Origin of the sequence: Salinivibrio sp. AR640 (genome assembly GCF_001995405.1) — a bacterium.
GTDB lineage: Bacteria > Pseudomonadota > Gammaproteobacteria > Enterobacterales > Vibrionaceae > Salinivibrio > Salinivibrio costicola.
The window spans coordinates 224,177-249,480 of record NZ_MUFD01000001.1 but is presented as its reverse complement, the minus strand read 5'-3'; the positions used below and the strand labels follow the sequence as shown (position 1 = coordinate 249,480).

Genomic DNA, 25,304 nt, shown 5'->3' with positions numbered 1-25,304 from the left:
TTTATGTCGCCTAGTGTCAAGTCATGACGTGTTATTCCCGACACACTGTGGCCAGTTTAATCAAGCGACAAGAGGCCGAACATGAATCGCAGCGTCATTCTTACCTGCGCCGTTACCGGTGCGGGCGATACCACGGGCAAAAACCCCAATGTGCCAATCACGCCAAAACAGATTGCTGACAACTGTATTGAGGCGGCGCGTGCTGGTGCCAGTGTCGCTCATATTCACGTGCGTGACCCTGAAACGGGCGGCATTAGCCATAATATTGATCACTTCCGTGAGGTGATGGAGCGCGTTCGCGAATCAGACGTCGATATTGTTATGAACATCACCGGCGGTGGCGGTGGGGATTGGGTGCCGGATGCTCAAGACCCAAGCCGTGGTGGCCCGGGCTCCGATATGCAAACCCCAGCCGAGCGTCATGCGCCAGTGGGCGAGCTATTGCCTGAGCTTTGTACCCTAGATTGCGGCAGCCTGAATTTTGGCGACATGGTGTATATCAACACCGCTGACTGGCTGCGTGAGCAAGCCCGTATGGTGCAGGCCGCGGGCGTGAAAGCCGAGCTGGAGTGCTTTGACTTAGGCCACGTTTGGTTTGCGCGTCAGCTACAAAAAGAAGGTTTGCTCGAGGGCGATCCGTTGTTTCAGCTTTGCTTAGGCATTCCATGGGGCGCGGAAGCGGACACCGAAACCATGTTGGCAATGCGCAATAAGCTGCCTGAAAACGCCAACTGGGCGGCGTTTGGAATTGGTCGCCATCAGATGCCGATGGTGGCGCAAGCCATGTTGCTGGGTGGCCATGCCCGCGTGGGCTTGGAAGATAACCTCTACTTAGAAAAAGGGGTGATGGCGACTAACGGCGGCTTGGTAGAAAAGGCGAGCACCATTATTGAAAACCTTGGCGGTCGCATTATGACGCCCGCACAAACGCGCGCCGCGCTGAAACTGGTTGATCCTAAAACGGGCAAGCCGGTTGAAGGAGGTGACCAATGAGCAAGCAGTTAGCGGTCATCGGCACCGGTGTGATTGGTAATGGTTGGATTGCGCGTGCCTTAGCGCAAGGTTGGGACGTGGTTGCCTATGACCCTGACCCACAAGCGCCCACTCGCACCCGTGCCTTTGTAGCCAATGCCTGGCCATCGTTAGAAAAACTGGGCCTTGCCGACGGCGCGGATCCTGCTCGGTTAACCTTTGTTGATAGCCTTGAGCAGGCGGTGAAAGAGGCCGACCTGATCCAAGAGAACGTGCCGGAGCGCATCGATATTAAGCGCCAAACTTTGGCGGCAATTGATGCGGCCGCGGCGCCAAACGCGATTATTGGCTCATCGACCTCTGGTTTTAAACCCACCGAGCTGCAGACGGATTGCCATAACCACCCAGGGCGGGTGATGGTGGCGCATCCTTTTAATCCGGTGTATTTATTGCCGTTGGTTGAATTAGTGGGCGGCGAAGCCACTCAATCGGATCATATTGACTGCGCCCATGCACTTTACCAAGCACTAGCAATGCGTCCCTTGGTGGTTAAGCGTGAAATCGAGGGGCATATTGCAGACCGCTTGATGGAAGCGCTATGGCGTGAAGCCTTGCACCTGGTGAACGACGGGGTGGCCACCACCGAAGAGATTGATGCGGCAGTGGTTTACGGCTGTGGCCTGCGCTGGTCACTGATGGGCACCTTCTTAACCTTCCACCTGGCCGGTGGCGAGCAGGGCATGCGCCATATGCTAGAGCAGTTCGGCCCGGCGCTAAAACTGCCGTGGACCAAACTTGAAGCGCCTGAGCTGACTGATGAGCTGATTGATAAAGTGGTGGAAGGCTGTGAACACCAAGCCGCGGGTCGTCCCGTTTCTGAGCTAGACCGTCGCCGTGACGCGTTTTTGGTCGAGCTTTTAGACTTGGCGCAGAAGTATTGGCCAGAGGCTGAAGGCTTGGAAGGGCGCATCTAATGGCACTATTAACGATAGACGTCGCGCCAGAATGGGTTGATTATAACGGGCACATGAACGATGCCGAGTACGCGCGCGTGTTCTCGCTGGGTGTCGATGCGCTAATGGCCACTATTGGCTTGGATGACGCCGGCCGCACCCAGCATCGCTATACCATTTATACCCTAGAAACCCATTTGTGTTACCGACGTGAGGCGCATCAAGGCCAGACCTTGGTGGTCGACGTGACCGTGTTAGCGCGTGATCAAAAGCGCCTGCACGTGTTTATGCAAATGTGTGATAGCCAAGGTGAGGTGCTGGCCACCAGCGAGCAGATGCTGATGGGCATCGATACGCAAACCGGTCGTCCCGCGCCTTTTCCAGATGTTGTGGCCAATCTCATCGAGACACTGCCTTGCGCGGTTGAGAGTGATTGGCCCGAGAGTGCCGGCCGTCGTATCGGGTTACCCAAGCGGTATTGAACGACGCTGCCATCGGGCGCTAAAGAGTTATCAAGTCCCGCTCAGTAGAGGCTGAGCGGTTAACGGGATCGCCGGCCCGACTTCCGGCTCAAGGAGGATTTATTATCGCTACGCCAACCCCACCACACTCACCCAAGCGTCGTGACAGCCACCAGGCTGAAACATCGACCGATTATACCGTCACCGAGCTCGCTCAGGATGGCTTCTTCCAAGGCATGCATCGTGGCATGACCATTTGCTCTGCACTGCTGGTGCTGGCTTTTGTGCTGTTTACCGGCTTTCAATCGGAGACGGCCAGCGTCCTGTTTGGTGCGACGCGCACCTGGATTGAAAGCACCTTTAGTGGCTACTACCTGGTCACTGTGATGCTGTTATTGACCGTGTGCGGTTTTATCGTTTTCAGCAAGTACGGCAATGTGCGCCTCGGCCCTGACGACAGCCGTCCGGAGTTTAGCAACTTCTCTTGGTTCTCGATGCTGTTCTCTGCTGGCATCGGTATTGGCATCCTGTTTTTTGGGGTGGCCGAACCCATTTTTTACCTCGATAACACCGGCGGATTTGGTTATCCCAACAATCCCCACGCCGATATGGCAGGCGCGGCCGCCATTGGTTACGAGCGTGCCATCGATGCGCTGCGGGTCACCGTTTTCCACTGGGGACTGCATGGTTGGGCTATCTACGTGATTGTCGGCATGTCGCTGGCGTATTTTGCCTACCGTAAGCAACTGCCACTGGCGCTACGCTCGGCGCTTTATCCTTTCATTGGCGAGCGCATTTACGGCGCTTGGGGGCATCTTTTCGATATCCTCGGTGTACTGGGTTGCGTGTTCGGCGTCGCGACCTCACTCGGTCTCGGCGTCAGTCAAATGGCGGTGGGGCTGGAGCGCCTGATCGGTATCACCTCCGGTTTGTCGACGCAGTTGATCTTGATTGCAGTGATTTCGGCGATCTCGATTGTGTCGGCGGTATCCGGGGTGCGCCGTGGGATCCGTATTATCTCCCAGATGAACATTTGGGTGTCGGTGCTGGTAGTCGGTATCTTTTTCATTGGCGGCCCCACACTTTGGCTGATCAGCGCGTTCGGCGAAACCTTGCTCGATTATGCAATTAACTTTATTCCGATGGGGCTGTGGTTTGCTGATGAGCCGGGCACGGTGGAGTGGCAGCAGGCCTGGACCATTTTCTATTGGGGCTGGTGGCTGGCTTGGGCGCCGTTCGTGGGTCTGTTTATCGCGCGTATTTCCAAAGGGCGCACCCTGCGTGAGTTTGTGTTAGGGGTCTTATTTGTGCCCACCTTACTGATCTTTGTCTGGCTGGTTATCTTCGGTGGCAATGCCATCTACCAAGAGCTGTATGCCAGTGGTGGCGTCGGCAGTGCTGGGATTATCGATTTGGTGAACGCTTGGGAGCTTCCCGCCGCATTATTTGCCGCAGCGGATGGGATCGTAGGTTCTGGGATGTTCGGCTGGATACTCTCAGCCCTGATGGTGTTCTTGTTGATGAGCTGGTTTGTGACCTCGTCTGATTCAGGCACCTTAGTGCTGACGACGATTTTGTCACTGGGTGATGAAGAGCCACCGAAGCGTTTCCGGGTGCTTTGGGGCGTGGTGATTGGCTTAGTCGCTGCAACGCTGCTGATGGCCGGCGGCCTTAAAGCGCTACAAACAGCATTGATCGCCGCGGCCTTGCCACTGAGCGTGGTGATCCTGGTGATGACCGCCGGGGTGCTGATCTCACTGTTTGGTGAATCGCGCCGCTCGCTCGTCGCGGCTAAAAAAAGCTAGCCGCGAAACAAGCTGCTCATTCCGTTGCCGATTAAGGTGGTGGGGTGAGCGGCTTTTTTATCTATCTTATTTTTCTTCTTTTACTGGCTTTGGGTTTTGCGCATTTGACGCGGTGACACGCCGTAATGGGTGCGAAACGCGCGGGAAAAACTCGAGCTTGAGCTAAAGCCACAGGCCAATCCCACCGTTAACACATCGAGATCGGTTTCTTTAAGCAAGTAACGGGCACGATCTAGCCGCAATCCCAAATACCAGCTGCGCGGCGACTGATTAAGCTCGCTGTCAAAAAGGCGTTGTAGGTGACGAAGCGAGATACCACTGCGCTCAGCGACTTCTGCCAAGGACAAGGGCGATTCTATATGGCGCTCCATCACATCCACCGCGTCGACCAGACGTCGTCGATGGGTGCCCAAGCGGCGCGCTAACGTCATTCGCTGCTGATCGCGTCGAGTACGAATGCGCTCATGTACCAGCTGCTCGGAGACGTCGATGGCCAATTGGGTGCCGTGGCGACGCGCAATCACATCGAGCGCCATATCCATCGCCGCTGCGCCCCCTGCGCAGGAGAAGCGCCGCGGTCCCAGTTCAAACAGCTCATCTGAGGTTCTCACCTCTGGGAAGCGCTCTTGAAACGAGGGCAAACTTTCCCAATGCAGGGTGACCCGCTCGCCCTTGAGCAGATCGGCAGCAGCCAACAAAAAGCAGCCGGTATCGAGTCCGCCCAGCACACAGCCTGCCGCATCAAGACGGTGCAGCCAACGCATCAAAGGACGACTAAGGTAAGCTTCAGGATCAAAACCGCTACAGACCGCGAGTGAGGGAAGATCATGCACGGCGTCGATGGCTGTGTCGGCCAGCAGTGACATGCCGTTGGACGCCGTCACCGGCTTGCCGTCTTCACTGATCATTTGCCAATCAAACAGCGATTCGCCGCTGATCTGGTTGGCTATACGCAATGGCTCGACAGCAGAGAAAAAGGCCATCATCGAAAAGCGGGGGAGTAGCAGAAAACCGAGGCGTTCCGGCATTGGACCTGTGTATTCAAGGCGCATGATCACAAATGAACAAAGAATGGTAGAAATAATGATGAGGGGCGGCCACTGGCAGGGTCAAGCTAAGCCCACCATTTTCCTGAAAAAAAGCACAGACGCTCTTGGCTACCAAATGCGCGACGGTGAGGTGTACAAAAATTAACTAGACTGTATCGATATCACCAGAATATACTCCAATTCCTCTTTCTACATAAGGCATATTTTGTGGATCCAACACGCGTCGATTGTCACTCCCCTTCACTGGTACGTTGTCACCAACAAAGGATGCAGTCATGATTGAACCTATGATTACCCTCCTGCTCGGTCTTTTCTTTATCTTGTTAATTATTGCCGCTAATGGCTACTTTGTGGCGCAAGAGTTTGCCTATATGGCGGTCGATCGCGCAAAGCTTGCGACCTTAGCTGCGACGGGCGACGCATCGGCCAAACGGGCGCTGGCGGTGACAAAACGGACGAGCTTTATGCTATCTGGCGCGCAGCTTGGTATCACGGTCACCGGCTTGGTGTTGGGCTTTGTTGCCGAGCCGCTGGTCGGCGAGTCGATGGGGGTATTATTGCAACGGCTTGGACTGTCGTTGGAAACGGGGATCGCGATTGGCACCATGGCGACGCTTGCGGTGGCGATGATTGTGCAAATGATTTTGGGTGAGCTTTACCCGAAAAACTTAGCCATTGCCAATGCTGAACCCATGGCGCGTATGATGTCGCGGTCGACACTGATTTATATGTCGGTGTTTGGTTGGATCATCAGTTTCTTTGATAAATCCGCCAACCTGGTGCTGCGTATTGTGGGGATTCAACCGGTACATGATCTTGATATGAGTGCCTCAGAAGACGACTTACACCATATTATCGCCGACTCGCGAGAAAGCGGAGATTTGCCGGTGGAATTGTCACTGATGATGGATCGGATCCTGGATTTTCCTGCGCGCGATGTTGAGCATGCAATGGTGCCGCGTTCGCAAGTTGATTGGGTGTCGCCAGAAACCAAGCTGTCCGAATTGTTGTCGCTGATGGCGCAAGCCCACACCCGTTATCCGGTGCTTGATGATAATGATGCGCCGGTGGGCGTGGTTCACCTGTCAGACGTCCTCGCGAAAACAGAGGCGGATTCAAATGATACCGTGGCGTCAGTGATGCGTCCGGCCAGTGTTATCCCCACATTAATGCCGTTGCCAAATGCGCTAGATCAGTTGGTGCGTTCGACCAATCAACTGGCATGTGTGATTGATGAATATGGCGGCTTTGCCGGGGTATTAACGATTGAAGATTTGGCCATGGAGATCGTGGGAGAAATTACCGACGAGCATGATAGTGATCATGCCGAGGCGGTTATCCCTGAAAGTGACAATGTCTGGTTGATGGATGGTGATGTGCACATCGACGAAGTGGAGCGTGCGATTGGCTATGATCTGCCGCGGGACGATGTCGAAACCATTGCAGGGGTATTGATTGCGGCATGTGGCGCATTGCCAGCCGTAGGGGATACGGTGACCATCGCGCTGCCGATTGATCCATCCGAACTGGCAGAGAGTCAGCCGATTGTGCGTCATCTTGAGGTGGATGTGTTAAGCATCGAGCGACATATCCCCACGTCAGTGCGGGTTACGCTTATCGAGCAGCCCATTGCGGAGGATAACCAATGACTGATCCTTTGATGGTTAGTGTTGTCACGCTGGCTTTGATTGTATTGAGTGGCTTTTTTGTCATTATCGAGTTTGCCTTGATGGGTGCGCGTCGACATCGTCTGGAAGAAATGGCGGTTGAGAGTGGGTCGGCGCGGGCAGCGCTGCGTGGCATGAATGATTTGACCTTGATGCTGGCAGGGGCGCAATTAGGGATCACTTTTTGTACCTTTGCACTCGGGGCGGTCACCAAGCCGGCGGTAGATGTATGGTTAGGGCCCGTCTTTCTCGCGGTTGGCTTACCCGCTTGGGCGGCTGATGCGGCGGCCTTCGGGTTTGCGCTGTTCGTGGTGACATTTTTGCACCTCGTCGTGGGTGAGATGGCACCGAAATCTTGGTCGATTGCTCATCCAGAAAAGTCAGCACTGGCAATCGGTGTTGTCTCGCGTGCTTATGTGTGGCCGTTACGTCCGTTACTTCGCTGGGTCAACCGTATTGCCAATCGCTTGGTGAAAGCCTCAGGGGTTGAGCCAGTAGAAAGCGCCGCGGTAGGGGGACAAGATATTCAAACCATTCGTCAATTGGTTGAACACTCGGGCAAAGTCGGCACCTTGCAACCAGCGATTCAACGACAATTATCGGGGTTGATCGATCTGAGTTCGATTGCGATCGAAACCTTGGTTACCCAGGGACAGGTGATGGCACATGTTGATAAACATGCAACGGTCGCAGAGGTGCGCGCTGTCGCCGTGTCGTCAGGGCATCTGCGTATTTTGGTGTTTGGTAACAAAGGGCTTAAGCCATTGGTGGTTCACGTCCGGGATACGCTACTCGAACCGGCAGACCGACTCGCACGCGATGTCGCTCGCAATGCCTATGTTTTGGATGCCAACACCCCCATCTACGAAGCGCTAGCGCGCATGCGTGAGGCCAGCGTTCAGCTTGCGGTGGTGAGTAAAGAGGGGGAAATGATTGGCGTGGTGACGCTTGCGGATATTTTAAAACGCGTGCTTCCCGTCACGGCAGCAAGTTAAAAGACAGTGCGCCATGATTAAAAAACGCCACAAGTGATTGTGGCGTTTCTATTGCTATCGTTTCTATTGCGAACGATGGTGACGAGATTTGATGCCTCCACCGGGGCGCTGATGTTTTTCGAGCGGTTGGCTTACCAGCCTTTCACCACCGCCCCGTCAAAGATTTCCATCGCCGCGTTGTAAACCGCGTCAGTTTGGTAAGCTTTAACAAACGTCTTGACGTTTTCTGCGTCTACGTTGCCTTTGCGGGCTACAATCAGGTTCACGTAAGGAGAGTCCTTCCCTTCAACAAACAGGCCGTCTTTGCTTGGGGTTAGGCCGATGCCAGCGGCAAAGGTATTGTTGATGATGGCAATATCCACGTCTTCCAGTGAGCGAGGCAGTTGTGGGCCTTCCAGTTCAATAATTTCAATGTTTTTCGGGTTTTCAACGATATCGAGCTTGGTAGCGCTGATGCCAGCACCTTCTTTGAGTTTTAGGATGCCTTGCTGCTCAAGCAGTAGTAATGAACGGCCTAGGCTAGCAGGGTTATTCGGCACGGCAATTTGCCCGTCTTCTGGGAGATCGGCCACGCTATCTAACTTATAAGAATAGGCCGCAATCGGATACACAAAGGTGTTGCCAGCAATCGCAAACTCGTAGCCGCGATCTTTGATTTGCGCATCTAAGTAAGGCTTGTGCTGAAAAGCATTCACATCAACCGATCCATCGTCGAGTGCCGCGTTGGGCGACACATAATCGGTAAAGGTGATCAGCTCAACGTCGAGGCCTAACTTCTTGGCTTCTTTTACTGCGTGCTCGGCCACTTGTGCTTCTTCGCCTGCCATCACGCCCACGGTGATGCTGTTGGCATCGCTAGCGGCTTGCTCTTTTTCTCCGCACCCAGTGAGTAGGAGTGTGGAGGCGAGGCCTAAGGTGGTTAAAAGTGTTTTAATGGTGGTCTTCATTGTCTGTCTCCCTTGATAAAATTGTCCGTCGTTTACGGTAAGTGTTGTGTCTTATTATCGGTGATCGGTTCGGCGTACCAAGTAATCGCCTAAAGATTGTATGGCTTGTACCAGCACGACTAGCATGACAACGGTGATCAGCATAACCGTGGTATCAAAGCGCTGGTAGCCGTAGCGGATACCGACATCGCCTAGGCCGCCACCGCCCACGGCTCCAGCCATAGCAGAGTAGCTGACGAGGGTGACCAAGGTAATGGTTGCGCCATTAATAATGCCAGGTAGCGCTTCGGGTACGAGTACTTTATAGATAATTTGCAATGGGGTAGCGCCCATGGCTTTGGCTGCTTCTTCTAGTCCCGGTGGCAGCTCTAAAAGCGCCGCTTCGACCAGACGTGCAACGAAAGGGATGGCGCCCACTGTCAGCGGGACAATTGCTGCCGCTGTTCCAATCGAGGTGCCGACGAGCAGGCGGGTAAAGGGAATAATCGCAACCAACAAGATAATAAAGGGGATCGAGCGACCAATATTCACCACCGCGCCGAGCGCTTGATTAAACTTGGGTTGCGCTAGCAGCCCCCCTTTTTTGGTGACGTGTAGCATCACACCTAATGGGATCCCAATGGCAAAGCCTATCAGGCCGGAGGCAAAGACCATATACAGAGTTTGACCTGTGGCTTCGGCAAGCAAGTTAAGCAGGGCGTTGTTTTCGTTGACCCAATTTATAAGTTGATCAATCAACATAGCCAAGTACCTCCGTGTTGACATGGTGCTGGTTGAGATAGTGGATGGCGTCTTCGACCGCTTTTTTCGGGCCCATAATCTCTGCCAGTAATAAGCCGAATTTGACGCCGCCAGCGTAGTCGATATCAGAGCTTAAAATGCTGATGTCGATATCAAACAGCCTTGATATTTGACTGATCAATGGATCATCCACGGTAGCGCCGGTAAATTCTAGGCGCACCAAGGGGTAGCTGCCGTCAAAGTAGGTTTCTTTTAAGCGTTGGGCATAGTCATAAGGCACCGATAAATCCAAGGTTGAGCGGATAAATTGTTTCGCTAAGTCGGATTTTGGATGGGCAAAAATGTCGCCCACTGGGCCAGATTCGACCAATTCACCGTCACCAATAATGGCAACGTCGTGACAAATGCGCTTCACCACGTCCATTTCGTGGGTGATCAATAAAATGGTCAGGTTGAGCTTTTCATTAATGGTTTGTAGCAGTGACAAAATCGATTGTGTCGTAGCAGGATCCAGTGCGCTAGTGGCTTCATCACACAATAATACGTCTGGGCTTGGCGCCAGTGCGCGGGCAATCGCGACACGTTGTTTTTGTCCGCCACTGAGGCTAGCCGGATAGACATGACGCTTATCGGCTAAACCAACTAAATCGAGTAACTCGGTGACTCGGGTTTCGATCGCGTCACTGCTCGCGCCGCTCAGTTCAAGCGGTAGAGCGATGTTGTCGAAGACCGATCGCGATGACAGTAGGTTAAAGTGTTGGAAAATCATCCCGATTTGACGGCGAGCTTGGGTTAGATCGCGATTGGATAACGCGGTGAGGTTAACGCCTCCTACCTTTACCGTGCCGCTGGTTGGGCGCTCGAGCAGGTTAACCATTCGGATCAGCGTACTTTTGCCGGCACCAGAGGCACCGATCACACCAAATACTTTTCCTTTCGGGATAAATAAGTTGATGTCGTTAAGGGCATGAATTCGGCGCTCCCCGAGTTCGAATACCTTGTTGAGTTTGGATATCTCAATCATCACATGTCCTTGGCGATAAATTTGATCACAGCCGACTGACTCAGCGGTCTATCCCGCGCTCTTGCTGTCGTTCTGGTTATTGATGCTATGAGTTAGGTAAAATGAAGTCAATGGATATTTTTACTTCTGGACGTCTAAATGGCAATAAGGCTAATCAGTTGGTTATAAATAAAACAGTCAACGAGATCTCAAGCATGCTTGATCTCATCGACTAAAGCGTGTTCACTAATAGCCTTTCTAACCCTTTGTTCTGATTAAGTGATATGCCAACTGCCTTGATTGATACCACGATGTTGACGCTATTTATTCCCACCTTCTTTTTTGTGTCAATCACACCGGGAATGTGTATGACACTATCCATGACCCTGGGGATGACTATCGGAGTTAAGCGTAGCCTACATATGATGTGGGGCGAGCTCATTGGCGTCGGCCTTGTGGCGATTGCGTCAGTGGTAGGGGTGGCGGCCGTGATGCTGAACTATCCTAGCGTGTTTCAGGTGTTTAAGTATGTGGGGGGCGCGTATCTGGCGTATCTCGGCGTACAAATGTGGCGATCGCGTGGCAAAATGGCAATCCCAAAGGAAGAGACGTCGGCGCCGAATGATATCTCTGCGTTATCGTTGGCGGCACAAGGTTTTGTCACTGCGATAGCCAACCCGAAAGGCTGGGCCTTTATGATCTCACTGTTGCCGCCGTTTATTAACCCTGCGATCTCATTGCCCAGCCAGCTGAGCGTGCTGGTGTTGATCATTCTTTGCACGGAATTCAGTTGTTTAATGTTGTATGCCAGCGGTGGGCGCACCTTACGTCAGTTTTTGCAGCAAAAGGGTAATGTGCAATTGCTGAACCGAATCGCCGGCACCTTGATGATCGGCGTCGGCTTTTGGCTGGCGTTGGGGTAATTAACGGCCGTGATGGTGTGTAATCACTCTGCAAAATAGTGCTTTGGCGGTCGCTAAAATCGCATCCGGGAAGTCATAGTCAGGGTTGTGCAGCTGTGGGTGGTACTCGCCGCTGCCAATGCCAAATAATGCGCCGGGCCAGCGGGCGAGAAATTCGGCGACATCTTCTGACCAACGCATAGGCTCCTTAAGCCAGTGAACCTCTAACCCCAGCGATTGCGCCGCGTTGACCACGGTTTGGTTATGCGCTGTGCTGTTTTCGGCGGCAATAAACGGCTCGTGCCAACTTAGATCCACGGTTAATTTTGCTCGGTCGGCGATAGCGTTTACGTGATCGACTAACCGGGTTTGCATGGCATGAAACGTGGCGTTGTCGTCGCTGCGTAGGGTCGCCATTACGGTGGCCTCGCCGGGCGCAACGCCAAACGCGGGGTCGCCAAGTTGGGCGTGAACTAGCGTCACTAAGCTGAACGTGGAAGGATAAGCGTCAGGAAGTTGTGTAAGCATACGCATCACGTCACTCATGGCGTTTGCCGGGCTGACCCCGCGCTCTGGGTAAGCGGCATGGGAGGTTTTGCCGTGCAACCGAATCGCAACACCGGTTGAGGCGCAGGCAAAGGTGCTTGGGCGCACCACTATCTGATGTTGGGCAAAGCCTGGCAGATTATGAAAGGCATAAACATTGTCGATGTGGCGGGTTACTAAAAGCGGATCGGCACACAGACGTGCCGCACCTTCGCCGGTTTCTTCAGCAGGCTGAAAAGCGAGAATGACAGTCCCCTGTTTAGGGGGTGTTTGGCATAGCTCGGCAGCGACGGCAAGCAAGGCGGCAGCATGGCCATCGTGACCGCAGGCATGCATGATGCCATCGTGACAGGATGCATAATCAAGTTGGGTGTGTTCGTGAATGGGTAACGCATCAAAGTCGGCGCGTAACAAGGTGGTTGGCCCTGGCTCGCGACCTGCAATGTCTACCACAATACCGTGACCGCCCACGTCGGTATGGGGGGTGAGACCAAAGTCGCGCAGTTGGGCAGCAATGGTGCGCGCACTTTGCGCTTCGTGATTCGACAGTTCAGGGTATTGGTGCAGGGCATGCCTAAACGCTAAGGGATCAAAATCAATCGCCATCATCGACTCCAAAACAAGGATGGAAAGGCTATGCTAGATCGCTTTGGGGCGTCACGTTGTGAAGTTAAACGCAAAAAAAAGCCAGCAACATGTGCTGGCTTTTGCTCTTTCTGGGCTGAGCGTGGGTTACGCTTGGCCGTTGTCTTCGGCTTGCTTAGCCTGAATCGCTGTCAGTGCCACGGTATAGACAATATCGTCAACCAAGGCGCCACGTGACAGATCGTTCACTGGCTTACGCATGCCTTGCAGCATTGGACCGATAGAGACCAGCTCAGCAGAACGCTGTACTGCTTTGTATGTGGTATTACCTGTGTTCAAGTCTGGGAAGACGAACACGGTGGCTTTACCGGCAACAGGCGAATCTGGCGCTTTTGATTTCGCGACATTTTCCATGATAGCGGCGTCGTACTGCAGTGGGCCATCGATGATCAGATCAGGACGCTTCTCTTGGGCAAGACGGGTGGCTTCGCGGACTTTATCCACGTCTGCCCCTTTGCCTGAGCTACCGGTCGAGTAAGAGATCATCGCTACGCGAGGTTCAATACCGAATGCCGCGGCAGAATCGGCAGATTGGATCGCGATTTCAGCCAGTTGTTCAGCATTTGGATCCGGGTTAATCGCACAGTCACCGTATACCAGCACTTGCTCAGGCAGCAGCATAAAGAATACTGATGAGACCAAAGAAGCATTCGGTGCGGTTTTGATGATTTGCAGCGGTGGACGGATGGTGTTAGCGGTGGTGTGAACCGCGCCCGATACTAGTCCATCCACTTCGTTTGCTTCTAGCATCATGGTACCCAGTACCACGGTATCTTCGAGGTGCTCTTGGGCAATGACCTCGGTAATACCTTTGCTCTTACGCAGCTCGACCAAGCGTGCCACGTATTTATCGCGTGCTTTTACCGGATCGATAATTTCGACGCCAGCGCCCAAGGTGACACCTTGCTGATCGGCAACGCGTTTGATTTCTTCTGGGTTACCCAAAAGCACACACTCGGCAATTTTACGCTCGGCACAGATAGCGGCGGCCTTGATGGTGCGTGGCTCGTCACCTTCGGGTAGCACAATGCGCTTAGCGGCTCGACGTGCAAACTCGGTCAGCTGATAACGGAATGCGGGTGGACTGAGGCGACGTTCGCGGTTCGACCCTGAGCTGAGTGATTCAATCCAGTTGCCATCAATGTGGCCAGCAACGTGGTCGTTCACAAACTCAACACGGGCTTTATCGTCAGCCGGCACTTCAAGGCTAAAGCTTTGCAGATTGAGCGACGTCTGCCAGGTGTTACCTGCAGTGGTAAATACCGGAAGGCCGGTTTCAAACGCGCGGTCACACAGGGCTTTTAACTGATCAGGGATGGCATAACCACCTGTCAGCAACAAGGCACCGATTTCTACGCCGTTCATCGCAGCTAGACACGCGGCGACGATCACGTCAGGGCGGTCAGCCGAAGTCACGAGCAAGGAGCCTGGGCGGAAGTGTTCAACCATATTAGGGATTGAACGCGCACAGAAGGTAATGCTCTTGATGCGACGTGAGTGAATTTCGCCTTCGTTGATAATGGTGGCGTTCAAGTGCTTGGCCATATCGCTAGCACGGGTCGCGATCAGGTCGATTTTCCATGGCACACAACCCAGTACACGGATTGGGCTGGAGTTGAAAATCTGCATCACTTCAACGTTAGTTGGACGTGCGCCGTCCGCTTCGTCAAAGATTTCTGACAGGTCAGGGCGCGTACGACCTGCATCATCAACAGGCGCGTTAAGCTTGTTGATGATCACACCTGAAATGTTGCCGTTTTTGCTGCCACCAAAGTTGGTGCAGGCAAACTCGATACGCTCTTTAAGCTGGGCAGGGTTGTCAGTGCCTGGGGTGGTCACAAACACGATTTCTGCATCCAGTGTTTTCGCGATCTCGTAGTTGATCTGGTTCGCGAAGGGGTGGTTACGTGTGGTGACCAAGCCTTCGACGAGCGCAACTTCTGCGTTTTCAGTGGCACGAGTAAAGCGCGCGAGCACTTCTTCGAGCAGCACATCTTCTTGATCCGAGCGCAGCAGGTTTTCGGCTTGGTTCATTGACATCGATTCGGCGACTCTCATATCACTGTTGGCGTGAATGATTTCCGTCGTCAGATCGGTGACGTCAGTGTCGCTACCGTGATGTGGCTGAGCAATCGGTTTAAAAAATGAGACGCGGACGCCTTTACGCTCCATCGCTCGCATGACGCCAAGGCTGACACTTGTCAGGCCGACGCCGGAGCCGATTGGAATTAGCATAATAGTACGGGACACGTTGACTTCCTCTTACTATCTGGTTGGCGTGCCGGATGGTCCGGCACGAATACAAAAACGGCTGAGTGGAATCAGCCGTTGGAAATGGTCTTACAGGCCAGTTAGGCGCGCAGTGTCTTGCGCAATCACCAACTCTTCGTTGGTTGAAATCACCATCGCAGGCACGCGGCTTGCGTCGGTAGTGATCACGCCTTCGCCGCCAAAGCGGGCTTTCAGGTTGCGCTCTTTGTCGACCTCAACACCCAGCAGAGCTAGGCGCTCGAGTACTAATTCGCGGATTGGGCCTGAGTTCTCACCGATGCCGCCGGTGAAGACAATTGCGTCCAGGCGGCCGTCGAGGGTCGCGGTGTAGCTGGCTACGTACTTGGCAAGACGGTGGCAGAACACGTTCATTGCACGTGTTGCTTCTTCTTTCTCGCCGTAGTTATCTTCAACAAAGCGGCAGTCAGAGGTCACTTCGGTCAAGCCTTGCAGGCCAGACTCTTTGGTAAGCATGGTGTTGATTTGCTCAACGCTATAACCGAGTGCATCGTGCAGGTGGAAGATAATCGCTGGGTCTAGGTCACCAGAGCGGGTGCCCATAACCAAGCCTTCCAATGGGGTCATGCCCATTGAAGTATCGACCGATTTGCCGTTTTTAATCGCACATACTGACGCACCGTTACCAAGGTGGCAGTTGATGATGTTCACTTCGTCGACAGGCTTGCCAAGTTGCTCAGCGGCCGCGTTGGCGATAAAGAAGTGAGAGGTACCATGCATGCCGTAGCGACGAATGCCGTGCTCTTTATAAAGATTATAAGGCAGCGCATACAGATAAGCTTCTTCTGGCATGGTTTGGTGATACGCGGTATCGAAAACAGCGACATTTTTCAGCGCAGGGAAGGCTTTTTTCGCCGCCTCAATGCCAACGATATGTGCTGGGTTGTGCAATGGCGCGAAGCTCGCTGCATCGTGGATCCCTTTGAGCACCTCGTCCGTAATCAATGCTGACTGGGTAAAATGCTCACCGCCATGAACAACGCGGTGACCGATAGCACCCAAGTTCTCGGCCAGTTCAGGCTTCGAGGCCAGAATTGTGTCTACAATGAAGGTGAGGGCTTCAGTGTGCGCGGCGCCGTTGCCCAGTTGGGCTTCATGCTTACCGTCCATTTTCCACTTAATGCGGGCTTCTGGAAGGTTAAGGCATTCGGCAAGACCGGTAAGATGCTCATCGCCTGATTGTGCGTCGACAATGGCGAACTTCAAAGAGGAGCTTCCGCAATTGAGTACGAGAACCAGCTTTGACATGTATGACTACCTATGTTTCGTGAGACAGAGTGTATGGAATAAAAAGGATAGTGGACAAATTGAGACACTACCTTTTCAAAAAAGAATTATCTCATGCCTTGTCGCGGGGAAAGAATTATCGTTATCCGTCCTGGATAAGTGAACGCTCCATTGAGTACAACCGGATTGGGTTGCGAGACAATCGAATCCGAGCAACAATGATAAAAGTGCGCTAAGGATAGCGGGACTTGATCCAGATAACAAAAATTTTTTGAGCGATATGGGTTAAATTTTAAAGTTTTTAAACAATTTGTTTAGTTTTTATTGTAAAAGTTGAGTGACAGCCCCTTTCGGTCACACTGAACAAGTGAGGTAGGTATGACAACGAACAAATCAATCTGGCGCTGCCTGCAAGACGGTCAGAAATACATGCAAGAATGGCCGATGAAAAAGGAATTAGCGCCGGTTTTTCCTGAAAATCGTGTGATCACCATAACGCGGTTCGCGATCAAGGTCATGCCTGCTATTGCCGCAATCAGTGTGTTGCTTCAAATGGCAGCAAACAATGTACAAGGCATGCCGCAAGCGGTGATTGTGGCGCTATTTGCGCTGAGCTTGCCGCTTCAAGGGCTGTGGTGGCTGGGACGCCGCCGTGATACGCCGCTGCCGCCGGCTTTGGCGGGGTGGTATCGCGAACTGCATCAAAAGATCACCAGTGAGGGGCACGCGATGCAGCCGATAAAAAGCCAACCGCGATACAAAGAGCTAGCGCAAGCATTGAGCCGGGCGTTTAAAGTGGATCGCGCAGCATTAGAGCGTTGGTTTTAACCTAACCGAAATGCGCCGCTCACCCAGGCAACACACGCCGACCTCAGGGTCGGCGTTTTTATTGGTCGTGATGGATGCGTGGCTTAACGACACTGCGGCGCGCCTTGCCCTTTCATTTGGCTGACTGCTTCGCGCATTTCATCCATCGACTGCCAGCGCTGGGGCAAAGGCATGACCTTTAAGCGAAGATCCTTAGCGTTGTCGGCAAGCTTGGCTTGATCACTCACCGCGGTGATCAGTGCAATGGTCAGGTCGGGATTTCGCGCTTTTAATTGTGCGGCCGTTCCTAATCCTTCGGCAATATGAAAGCGGCCCGCGATGTGGACAATTTGGGTATCAGGGTGACGGGCGTGATAATCGACCATGCTTTCTGCCATGGTGGCATCCCAGGCGAGTTGCGCGGCAAATTGATCGTCGGTTTGGGTGGGAGTGCCATGATGCATGTTGGCTTTAAACTGACGTTTATACGGTGAGTCTTGGGTATCAATCGTCGCGGCAAACCACTGACGCTGCTGGTCCGGCAATTTATCTAAGTAAGCCAAACCTTGTCGACCAATACAGCTAACCATGCGTTTAGGGGCGTTAGCGGCAATCACGTCAAATTGACGCTGTTTAGCTAGCTCGATCAACGGGCGATAGCTGCCATTGTAGTTGTCCCATGCATTGGCTCGACGCTTAAGCGTGTCTTCGCCAATGTCGCCGGCAAGGTATTGATTCACCACTGGCTGGGCATCACGGCTGAATTGCTCCATGGAAAGCGCGACAGAATGACGTGAGGCAAGTTGGTTGAGCAACTCGGTTTGAAAACGGTGCACCCCAGGATGGCTGTGCCATTCACCGATCAGAACAATATCCGCTTTTTCGACGTTGTCAGCCACTTGAGTCAAGCTAAGTGACTGCCCTTGGGCGGTGGTTACCTGATAGTCAAATAAGGTATTAATAGACGCCGACGTCGGTTGCGATGCCGCTGCGACACCGACGGGGCTTAGTACTAAGCTGGCCGCCAATAGCCACTGAGTGGCACGCAGTGGCAAAAAGCGCAGTTGCAAAAAGCGGTCAATCACGCCCTTTTTTGTCCATGGTGAGCAAGTGTGCATCACGCTTCTCCTTTGGCCGAGTCAATCTCTGTGTGATGACGATACACACGCAAGGTAAAGTCGGCTTCACAGTGAAAGCCGTTGGCATTGGCTAACGTTTCACGCCATTCATCGGAGGCGCGCCAGGCAAGCGGTGTCATTTGCAGCAGGGTGAGAGCTTGCTCGCCTGCTAATGTCATCGGGTAATGCAGTGAGCGCTCACTTTCAAGCTGGAAACCGGGCAGGGCCTCTGCTGGCGTTTCGTGTAACCGGACCTCATCATAGATACCCGCCTTAAGCTGAAATAGATGACGTGGACCTGGGGTGACGGTGACAACAACGCCACCGGGCTTGATAACACGATCAAGCTCGTCGCCATTGCAGGGCGCATAAATACGCACCACACCGTCAAGGCTGTTGTCGGCAAACGGCAAGCGTTGCGATGAGGCGACCGAAAACTGACATTGTGGATACCATTTCGCGGCATAGCGCACGGCGATTTTGGCGATATCCAGCCCATAAATAGACCACTGTTGTGCGGCTGTCTGATCAGCGATGGCATGGGTGTAATACCCTTCACCACAGCCCACATCCAAGATCGTCTGGTGCTCGCCATTCAGTGCCTGGGTGAGGGAATCAATCATCGCTTGGCGCATGGGCGCATAATGGCCAGCGTTTAAAAATGCGCGGCGGGCTTGAGTCATGGCTTTATTGTCGCCCGGATCTTTGGAGCGTTTAAATTGCACCGGTAATAGGTTGAGGTAGCCCTCTTTGGCGCGATCAAATTGATGATTGGCAGCGCAATAAGCACCACGTGGCTTTGCTTGCAGGGGCTGTTGGCATAGCGGGCATCGATAAATCATGGCAGAGTCTGTGTCTTGTCTTTGATGCGCTTAAGGGTACGGGCTTGTGTGACGTTCGACAAGTTTGCGCCGTGAGAAATCAAAAAGCCGCCCACAAGGACGGCTGCATTGTTACCTTTTCCCTTTCACTAGGCGGCGAGGATCTTTTCGATCTCGGTTAGGCTTAAGTGAAATTGACGCGGGCACTGACGCCAAACGTCGAGCATACGACGGTATTTGTCACGCATTGGCATTTGACTGTTAAAGCAGTGCTCCCCTTGATCAAACTGCGGATAGAGCCCCTCAGTATCGACTAAAAAGCGCACATAATGCACCAAAGCCCCTTCGGTTGCTGCGTCAAAGCCCCAGAACTGCACGCGACGTGGCGATAATGCCGCTTGGTTGGTATCGTCAAGGAGGTGATAAGAGGCCTGCATCGCATGGTGCATTTCCATGATATCAATCACTTCGCGGCATTGGGTTTCGCAGAGTGCTTCAAACTGGCTGATCACCTCGGCCATTTGCAACGCGTAGCCGCGCTCAATGATGGTTTGCAGGCGACGGTACTTTTCGCCATTAGAGGGATCGAGGTGGCACATTAACTGGTACTGGTTAGATAAAATTAAACGTTGTGCAGGGGTCATATCCATTGCGGTTGGCCTCTTAACTCTCGAAGTTACAATAGTCGTTCATCAAACGATGAGGGTATGGACAGAGATTAGCAGCTCTTTATCGCTGAAATCTTGATCTGAGCTATGTCCGTAGCACGTTTTTCACCCGCGTAAGGGATTGGGTAAAAGATCGTTCATGAAGGGGACGTTATGTTTGAGTGGGCTGATGTCAGTGGTTGGCAATGGATAGGTTGGTTAGGCTGGGCAGGGGTATTATATGGAACCTATCCACGTGAGTTTTTTCCTAAACTGCGCCAGGAAGTGGGTTATCAGCATTTAGCGTTTTCATCGGCGGTGGTGCTGTTTGCGCTTTGGGCGTTGCAGGCGGGGATCAAAGAGGGGCTCGATATCCACTTTCTGGGCGTGACCACGTTAGCCTTATGCCATGGTTGGCGCATTGCCATTTGGATTACCACCGTGCCGCTGGCACTGATGGGGCTTTTTGGTTTTGTCCCCGTCGCTGATATGGGGATGACGGCGCTTACCACGGCGATACTGCCTATTGTGTTCAGTTATGCGATTTTCGCACTGAGCTACCAGTATTTAACCCGCCACCTTTTTATCTATATTTTTATTGCGGCGTTTATCGGTGCGGCGCTGACCATTGTGTTCCAGTTATCGGTGACCTCGCTCTGGTATTGGGCTGCCGATCGTCATAGCTGGCATGAAATTGTGCATAACTACCTGCAAATTGCGCTATTGATGTGGTTCCCCGAAGCGCTGCTTAACGGCATGGCGGTGACGGTGATGGCGGTGTATCGCCCCCATTGGTTACGCACCTTTTATGACAGAGAGTATTTGTCGCCAGAGCGTTGATGGCACAGCGCTTGGGTATTAATGGATTCTATCCATTAAATTTTCTTATTGAGACCAATAAAAACGTTCGCTGTATTTATCTCAAATAATGGCACATATTAGCGGCCCCGGCCGTCCGTGCCACTTATCTGAGAATTGAACGAACTGTCATGAATAATCTATCCCCTGCACAAAATGGCAGCGGCATGGCCCTGTCTGTGTTTCCATGGGTGCCATTAGTGAGCTTAACGGCATTTGCGGTCGCGAGTGGCTATTTGATGAGCTTGATTCCATTGGCGTTAATGCCGCTTGGGATGCCGGCTGAACTGGCCGCTTGGCTGGCGAGTGCCTTTTATGCAGGATTATTGTTTGGTGCTTTGTGGAGTGCACGTATCGTCGCGCGGATGGGGCATCGACAGGCATTAGTGCTGTTTATGAGTGTGCTGCTGCTGTCTATTGCCGCGATGGCAACGATCAAAGCGCAGGGGATATGGTTAGTGTCACGATTTGTGGCCGGTATTGCGGTCGCAGGGGTGTTTGTCGCGATTGAATCATGGTTATTGATCGCCGATTCAGAGCGTCAACGGGCTAAGCGTTTAGGCTTTTATATGGCCGCTTTATATGGTGGTAATGCCTTGGGTCAGCTGGGCGTCGGTTATGTCGGTGTGACAGGTGCTCAGCCGTATTGGTTGATTGGTAGTTTGGTCACGGCGGCGATTATCGTGCCCTTATTTATGCGCCATGGTGAGCCGTCGCAAGCGATGATGGGCCCTATTGAGCACACAGGCACCTTAAGAGCCATTCGTAAAGCTGCCTATATCGCCTGCATTGTATCGGGGCTCACCTTAGGCGCGATCTATGGTCTATTACCCCTTTATCTTGCTGAACGTGTTGACGATCATCAACAGATTGGAGCAATGATGGCGTTAGTCATTGTTGGCGGCATGGGCGTTCAGCCGTTATTAGGTGCCATCTCGACTAGAGTGAATCGAGTCCTGTTGATGTTCTATTTCTGTGTGGTGGGATTGTTTGCCGTAGCCATCATTATACTTGCTAACAGCAACGGGTGGCTTGGCGTCGGGCTCGTGATGCTTGGTGGCGCCGTGTTTGCCATTTATCCCATTGCGATTGCTTATGCGTGTGCCTCGCTGGCGCCGGGGAAAATTGTCGCGGCCACTGAGGCGCTTCTACTCGCGTACAGTGTTGGATCCGTCAGTGGTCCGGTATTGGCGCATCAAGCATTTTCTGGTGAGCAAGGGTTGATGATGTACTTGGCCAGTTGCTTGCTTAGTACGGCGGTATATATGTGGATCGCGTATCTGAGAGGGCGTCGGAAAATGCCTAACTTGAGTGCCGCCTGACAACGTCGGGGAGCTAACACGACACGCGGGAGCTAACATGACACGCCTCAGAACCGTTCTGAGGCGTGTTTTTAGTTTTGGTTAGGCGCTAACAAGTCCTTCTTTTGCATCGGCAGGGAGAATATCCATGGCGTTGCCGTATAACGGTGCCAAAGCTCGAACCACATCTGAGCGGCTGATAACGCCAACCAAGATGTTGTCTTTCATGACAGGATAAACGTGCGGTCTAGACAGTGTTTGTGTTTTCGCGCGCTCTAGTGCGGATTGGGTGGTAAAGCGCGTGGCAATGCCCGCATCACTGACCGGATACAGCACTTGGTTGTCAATGCTCATGTACTGCGCCAGTTCAATCACGGATTGGTCTGCCTCAACGGTCTGCACCTCCGTGCGCATTAAATCTTCGACTTTGGTGTCCATGTCGGGTTGGTAATCGTTCCACCATAAATCAACAAAGACATCTTGCACCGAGAAAAAGCCAACCAATTCATTTTGTTTATCGACGACAGGCGCACCTTGCAACTGATAGCGGTTGAGTTGCTCTAATGCATCGGCCACAAACTGGTGGCTTTGCAAGGCACAGTGGGCAGGCTTCATGTTTTTTTCAATGGTTAAGGTTTCTTGGGTCATAGTGGGTCTCTCAGAATAATTCGCAGACGGTAGCGTCAATGAAGAAATTTGCGCTGTTTTATTTTCTCTCTCAGGGTTAATAATCAGCCAGTAGCCCATGCCGACAAGGCCAGCGCCGCCGACAATATTGCCGAGCGTGACGGGGATTAAATTGGCACTGATAAACTGGATCAGGTTAAGGTCATTGAAGGCAGCCGGTGAACTCCCTACTGCTTGCCAAAAACTGTCGGGCGCGAAAGTAGCAATGCTCATCCCCAGTGGCACCATGAACATATTGGCGACACTGTGCTCAAAGCCGGTGCTGACAAACATGGCCACGGGAAGAATCACCATCACTGCTTTGGTCAGTGGATTTTGCGACGTGAAGGTCATCCAAATCGCCAGACAAACCAGCAAGTTACACAACACCCCTAACGCAAAGGCTTGTATCCAACTGTGATGTAGCTTGTGTTGGGCCACGTGTAATGCGTTTAATCCCCATTGCCCATCGTCAAGTTGGTATAGCCCTGCCACCATCACGATAAACACCAACAGTAGGGCGCCGCACAAGTTGCCGAAATACACTCTTGCCCAGGTATAGAGCAGGCCGCGGGTGGAGATCTTGCCATTGGCACGCGCCAGCATAGACAACACTGTGCTGGTAAATAGCTCTGCACCGCCAAGCACCACCAATATTAAGCCCATGCTAAAGGCAAGCCCGCCCATCAACCGGGTCATTCCCCAGCCGGCGTTACTGCCCGTGGTTACCGTGAGGTAGAACACGAAAGCCAGTCCGATAAATAAGCCGGCCATCATGGCTAGCCCAACCGCCATCCGTGTCGATTTATGGGTTTTACTCTCTGCATAGGCTTCAGCGTTGGCAAGCAATGCAGCGGGGCCCTCCGTTTTAATTGGGGTAGGACTTACCATGCGTTGTCTCCTCTGTCGGCATTATTTGCCCGAGGGGAAAGACAGGTTAACATACAGGTTGTACTCCTTTTTAGACGAAATGTGAATAAAACCAGCCTATTCTTCTCTCTATCAGGAGTAAAATTGATATTGCTTAGGGTAAGAATCATAAAAATTGATAGGGTATTGCCATTAAAGCCAGACAGTAAGGAGCCTGGATGCGGTACTCATTGAAACAGTTGGCTGTGTTTGAAGCGATCGCCGCGACCGGCAGTGTAAGCCGAGCGGCCGACCAGTTAGCGTTGACGCAGTCGGCTACCAGTATGGCCCTGTCGCAGCTAGAAAAGTTGTTAGGGCGGCCATTATTCGAGCGGCAAGGCAAGCAAATGCAGCTCACCTACTGGGGAGCCTGGTTGCGACCCAAAGCACGCCAACTCTTGTTTGATGCGCAACAGATTGAGGCAGGGTTTGATGGACAGCACATTATCAGTGGCGATATTGCCTTAATTGCCAGTCAAACCGCAGCAGAACACCTTATTCCAGACCTTATCAGTATTATTGATAGTGATTTCCCCGAGCTGCGAATCGACTTTACCGTGAAAAACACCGAGAAAGTCATTGATAGTGTGCGCCGTTATCAGCACGACTTGGGGATCATTGAGGGACGTTGCGATGATAGCCGCTTAAAGCAGCAGGTATGGTGCCATGACCACCTTGTGGTTGTGGCGGGGAAGCACCATCCTTATGCGCAGCGTGATCAGGTAAGCTTGGCGCAACTTGAACAAGCGCAGTGGGTATTGCGAGAGCCGGGCGCCGGGACACGACATAGTTTTGATAGTGCGATTCATGGTGTTATTGAAGATCTTGATGTGCGGCGAGAATATGAGCAGGTGCCTGTGTTGCGTACTTTGGTGGCTAACTCTAATTACCTAAGCTGCTTGCCCTATTTAGATGTTGAAAAGTGGATTGAACGCGAGGAGCTGGTGGCGCTGAACGTGCCAGAGCTCAATATGCGTCGAACACTGTCTTTTATCTGGCGAGCGGATGGCGCAGATAACCCTTTGCGTGACTGTATTATTCGTGAAGCCATTAGGATGACCAAAGCCCGCCGGCGCGAGATGTAAGTCGCGAGACAGAGGTATAACAACGTGAAAAAAGTATAAAGACGCGAAAAAAAGCCGGCCACAAAGTGACCGGCTGATGGGTGGTGCGCAGAGGTGCGTCGGATCAATACATGACGTTATGACCATAACTGGCAATAATGTTTTTGACGTTATCCATCATTTCTTTTGATGGTGTGCCCACGTCTTTTAACTCATATTCGTAACCCAGCGCTTCCCATTTATGTTCACCAAGCTGGTGATAGGGGAGTAATTCCACCTTTTCGATATTGTCCATGCCTTTAATAAACTGACCTAGGCGGTGCGCGGAATCATCGTCATCCGTATAGCCGGGCACCACGACGTAACGAATCCAGGTTTTTTGTCCAATTTTGTGCAAGTAGTTGGCAAAATCGAGCGTGCGGCGATTCGATACGCCTACTAAGTCTTCATGAACCTCATCATTGAGCTGTTTTAGATCCAGCATGACCAAATCGGTTGCATCAAGCACTTCGTCAATCACGGGCGTGTGCTTACGGATATAGCCGTTGGTGTCTAAGCAGGTATGAATACCTTTGGCTTGCGCGGCCTGGAAAAAGTCTCGGACAAACTCTGGCTGTAACATAGCTTCGCCGCCCGATGCGGTGACCCCACCGCCTGATGCGGTGATGAAGTGGCGATAGGCCAATACATCTTTCATGATCTCATCGACAGTGACTTCTTTCCCGCCATGAGTATCCCAAGTATCGCGATTATGGCAATACTTACACCGCATCAAGCAGCCTTGCATAAAGACAATAAAACGTATCCCAGGGCCATCTACGGTCCCACAAGATTCAAAGGAATGGATGCGACCAATTGCCGACATAACTGTCTCCAGACTGCGAATTGCGATACTGTCATTTTATTACAAA

Annotated in this window: 23 protein-coding genes; 11 read left to right on the top strand and 12 right to left on the bottom strand. The window is 52.5% G+C overall.

What is annotated here, in order from left to right; all coding sequences use genetic code 11:
- Positions 1 to 81 precede the first annotated feature (81 nt).
- The 4 genes from BZG75_RS01105 to BZG75_RS01090 all read left to right on the top strand — a co-directional run bounded on the left by BZG75_RS01105 (position 82) and on the right by BZG75_RS01090 (position 4,191).
- A complete protein-coding gene (locus BZG75_RS01105; protein ID WP_077575907.1) occupies positions 82 to 993 on the top strand; it encodes a 3-keto-5-aminohexanoate cleavage protein in 912 nt (303 codons plus the stop codon).
- Positions 990 to 1,946 (top strand): L-carnitine dehydrogenase, encoded by a 957-nt coding sequence (locus BZG75_RS01100; protein WP_077575906.1) that lies wholly within the window; start codon positions 990 to 992, stop codon positions 1,944 to 1,946. The genes BZG75_RS01105 and BZG75_RS01100 overlap by 4 nt, the downstream gene beginning before the upstream one ends.
- Positions 1,946 to 2,407: a thioesterase family protein gene (locus BZG75_RS01095; RefSeq protein WP_077575905.1), complete on the top strand. Its 462-nt coding sequence runs from the start codon at positions 1,946 to 1,948 to the stop codon at positions 2,405 to 2,407. Before BZG75_RS01100 ends, BZG75_RS01095 begins: the two co-directional genes overlap by 1 nt.
- Before the next feature lie 227 nt (positions 2,408 to 2,634).
- Complete coding sequence (locus BZG75_RS01090; RefSeq protein ID WP_198532293.1) at positions 2,635 to 4,191, top strand: BCCT family transporter; 1,557 nt, start codon at positions 2,635 to 2,637, stop codon at positions 4,189 to 4,191.
- Positions 4,192 to 4,271: 80 nt separating this feature from the next.
- Here BZG75_RS01090 and BZG75_RS01085 read toward each other — a convergent pair whose 3' ends face one another.
- A complete protein-coding gene (locus BZG75_RS01085) occupies positions 4,272 to 5,219 on the bottom strand; it encodes a GlxA family transcriptional regulator (protein ID WP_199878821.1) in 948 nt (315 codons plus the stop codon).
- Between the two features lie 296 nt (positions 5,220 to 5,515).
- Here BZG75_RS01085 and BZG75_RS01080 point away from each other — a divergent pair, with 296 nt between their 5' ends.
- Positions 5,516 to 6,889: a hemolysin family protein gene (locus tag BZG75_RS01080; protein ID WP_077575903.1), complete on the top strand. Its 1,374-nt coding sequence runs from the start codon at positions 5,516 to 5,518 to the stop codon at positions 6,887 to 6,889.
- Positions 6,886 to 7,902: a CNNM domain-containing protein gene (locus tag BZG75_RS01075; RefSeq protein ID WP_077460092.1), complete on the top strand. Its 1,017-nt coding sequence runs from the start codon at positions 6,886 to 6,888 to the stop codon at positions 7,900 to 7,902. The genes BZG75_RS01080 and BZG75_RS01075 overlap by 4 nt, the downstream gene beginning before the upstream one ends.
- A gap of 131 nt (positions 7,903 to 8,033) precedes the next feature.
- Here BZG75_RS01075 and metQ read toward each other — a convergent pair whose 3' ends face one another.
- Genes metQ through metN form a run of 3 tightly spaced genes read right to left on the bottom strand, consistent with a single transcriptional unit; the run spans position 8,034 to position 10,614 of the window.
- Positions 8,034 to 8,849, bottom strand: coding sequence for a methionine ABC transporter substrate-binding lipoprotein MetQ (metQ, locus tag BZG75_RS01070; RefSeq protein WP_077575902.1), 816 nt, complete (start codon positions 8,847 to 8,849; stop codon positions 8,034 to 8,036).
- Between the two features lie 54 nt (positions 8,850 to 8,903).
- Entirely contained in the window at positions 8,904 to 9,590 is a 687-nt protein-coding gene (locus BZG75_RS01065; protein WP_021023981.1) for a methionine ABC transporter permease, read from the bottom strand.
- On the bottom strand, positions 9,580 to 10,614 hold the full coding sequence (gene metN / locus BZG75_RS01060; protein ID WP_077575901.1) for a methionine ABC transporter ATP-binding protein MetN: 1,035 nt from the start codon (positions 10,612 to 10,614) through the stop codon (positions 9,580 to 9,582). The genes BZG75_RS01065 and metN overlap by 11 nt, the downstream gene beginning before the upstream one ends.
- A 263-nt stretch (positions 10,615 to 10,877) precedes the next feature.
- Between metN and BZG75_RS01055 the strand changes: the two genes are divergently transcribed.
- Positions 10,878 to 11,516, top strand: a complete 639-nt coding sequence (locus tag BZG75_RS01055; RefSeq protein WP_077575900.1) for a LysE family translocator — start codon at positions 10,878 to 10,880, stop codon at positions 11,514 to 11,516.
- On the opposite strand, the gene BZG75_RS01050 is transcribed toward BZG75_RS01055, so the two are convergent.
- The 3 genes from BZG75_RS01050 to BZG75_RS01040 all read right to left on the bottom strand — a co-directional run bounded on the left by BZG75_RS01050 (position 11,517) and on the right by BZG75_RS01040 (position 16,223).
- Positions 11,517 to 12,647 carry an amidohydrolase gene (locus BZG75_RS01050; RefSeq protein ID WP_242413563.1) on the bottom strand — a complete coding sequence of 377 codons (1,131 nt, stop codon included), beginning with the start codon at positions 12,645 to 12,647 and terminating at the stop codon, positions 11,517 to 11,519. It abuts the gene before it with no gap.
- A 126-nt stretch (positions 12,648 to 12,773) separates the two neighbouring features.
- Positions 12,774 to 14,921 carry a phosphate acetyltransferase gene (pta, locus tag BZG75_RS01045; protein WP_077575898.1) on the bottom strand — a complete coding sequence of 716 codons (2,148 nt, stop codon included), beginning with the start codon at positions 14,919 to 14,921 and terminating at the stop codon, positions 12,774 to 12,776.
- Between the two features lie 105 nt (positions 14,922 to 15,026).
- Positions 15,027 to 16,223 carry an acetate kinase gene (locus BZG75_RS01040; protein WP_077575897.1) on the bottom strand — a complete coding sequence of 399 codons (1,197 nt, stop codon included), beginning with the start codon at positions 16,221 to 16,223 and terminating at the stop codon, positions 15,027 to 15,029.
- 357 nt (positions 16,224 to 16,580) lie between these two features.
- On the opposite strand from BZG75_RS01040, the gene yfbV reads away from it, so the two are divergent.
- Positions 16,581 to 17,030: a terminus macrodomain insulation protein YfbV gene (gene yfbV, locus BZG75_RS01035; protein WP_077460099.1), complete on the top strand. Its 450-nt coding sequence runs from the start codon at positions 16,581 to 16,583 to the stop codon at positions 17,028 to 17,030.
- Positions 17,031 to 17,113: 83 nt separating this feature from the next.
- Here the strand turns inward: yfbV and BZG75_RS01030 are convergent, their stop codons facing one another.
- From BZG75_RS01030 to BZG75_RS01020, 3 genes are all read right to left on the bottom strand, one after another.
- A complete protein-coding gene (locus BZG75_RS01030; protein ID WP_077575964.1) occupies positions 17,114 to 18,058 on the bottom strand; it encodes a ChaN family lipoprotein in 945 nt (314 codons plus the stop codon).
- A 68-nt stretch (positions 18,059 to 18,126) separates the two neighbouring features.
- Complete coding sequence (gene rlmA, locus BZG75_RS01025) at positions 18,127 to 18,969, bottom strand: 23S rRNA (guanine(745)-N(1))-methyltransferase (protein ID WP_077575896.1); 843 nt, start codon at positions 18,967 to 18,969, stop codon at positions 18,127 to 18,129.
- Between the two features lie 128 nt (positions 18,970 to 19,097).
- Positions 19,098 to 19,598, bottom strand: coding sequence for a YfbU family protein (locus tag BZG75_RS01020; RefSeq protein ID WP_021023992.1), 501 nt, complete (start codon positions 19,596 to 19,598; stop codon positions 19,098 to 19,100).
- Positions 19,599 to 19,769: 171 nt separating this feature from the next.
- Between BZG75_RS01020 and BZG75_RS01015 the strand changes: the two genes are divergently transcribed.
- Both BZG75_RS01015 and BZG75_RS01010 read left to right on the top strand, forming a co-directional pair.
- The gene (locus BZG75_RS01015; protein ID WP_021023993.1) at positions 19,770 to 20,435 is read left to right on the top strand and encodes an energy-coupling factor ABC transporter permease; all 666 of its coding nucleotides are present in this window, start codon (positions 19,770 to 19,772) and stop codon (positions 20,433 to 20,435) included.
- A 149-nt stretch (positions 20,436 to 20,584) separates the two neighbouring features.
- Complete coding sequence (locus BZG75_RS01010; RefSeq protein ID WP_242413561.1) at positions 20,585 to 21,775, top strand: MFS transporter; 1,191 nt, start codon at positions 20,585 to 20,587, stop codon at positions 21,773 to 21,775.
- A gap of 81 nt (positions 21,776 to 21,856) precedes the next feature.
- Here BZG75_RS01010 and focA read toward each other — a convergent pair whose 3' ends face one another.
- Positions 21,857 to 23,311: a formate transporter FocA gene (gene focA, locus BZG75_RS01005; RefSeq protein ID WP_021023995.1), complete on the bottom strand. Its 1,455-nt coding sequence runs from the start codon at positions 23,309 to 23,311 to the stop codon at positions 21,857 to 21,859.
- Between the two features lie 197 nt (positions 23,312 to 23,508).
- Here focA and BZG75_RS01000 point away from each other — a divergent pair, with 197 nt between their 5' ends.
- Complete coding sequence (locus BZG75_RS01000) at positions 23,509 to 24,414, top strand: LysR substrate-binding domain-containing protein (protein ID WP_077460102.1); 906 nt, start codon at positions 23,509 to 23,511, stop codon at positions 24,412 to 24,414.
- Between the two features lie 103 nt (positions 24,415 to 24,517).
- On the opposite strand, the gene pflA is transcribed toward BZG75_RS01000, so the two are convergent.
- The gene (gene pflA / locus BZG75_RS00995) at positions 24,518 to 25,258 is read right to left on the bottom strand and encodes a pyruvate formate lyase 1-activating protein (protein ID WP_021023997.1); all 741 of its coding nucleotides are present in this window, start codon (positions 25,256 to 25,258) and stop codon (positions 24,518 to 24,520) included.
- Between the last annotated feature and the right edge of the window lie 46 nt (positions 25,259 to 25,304).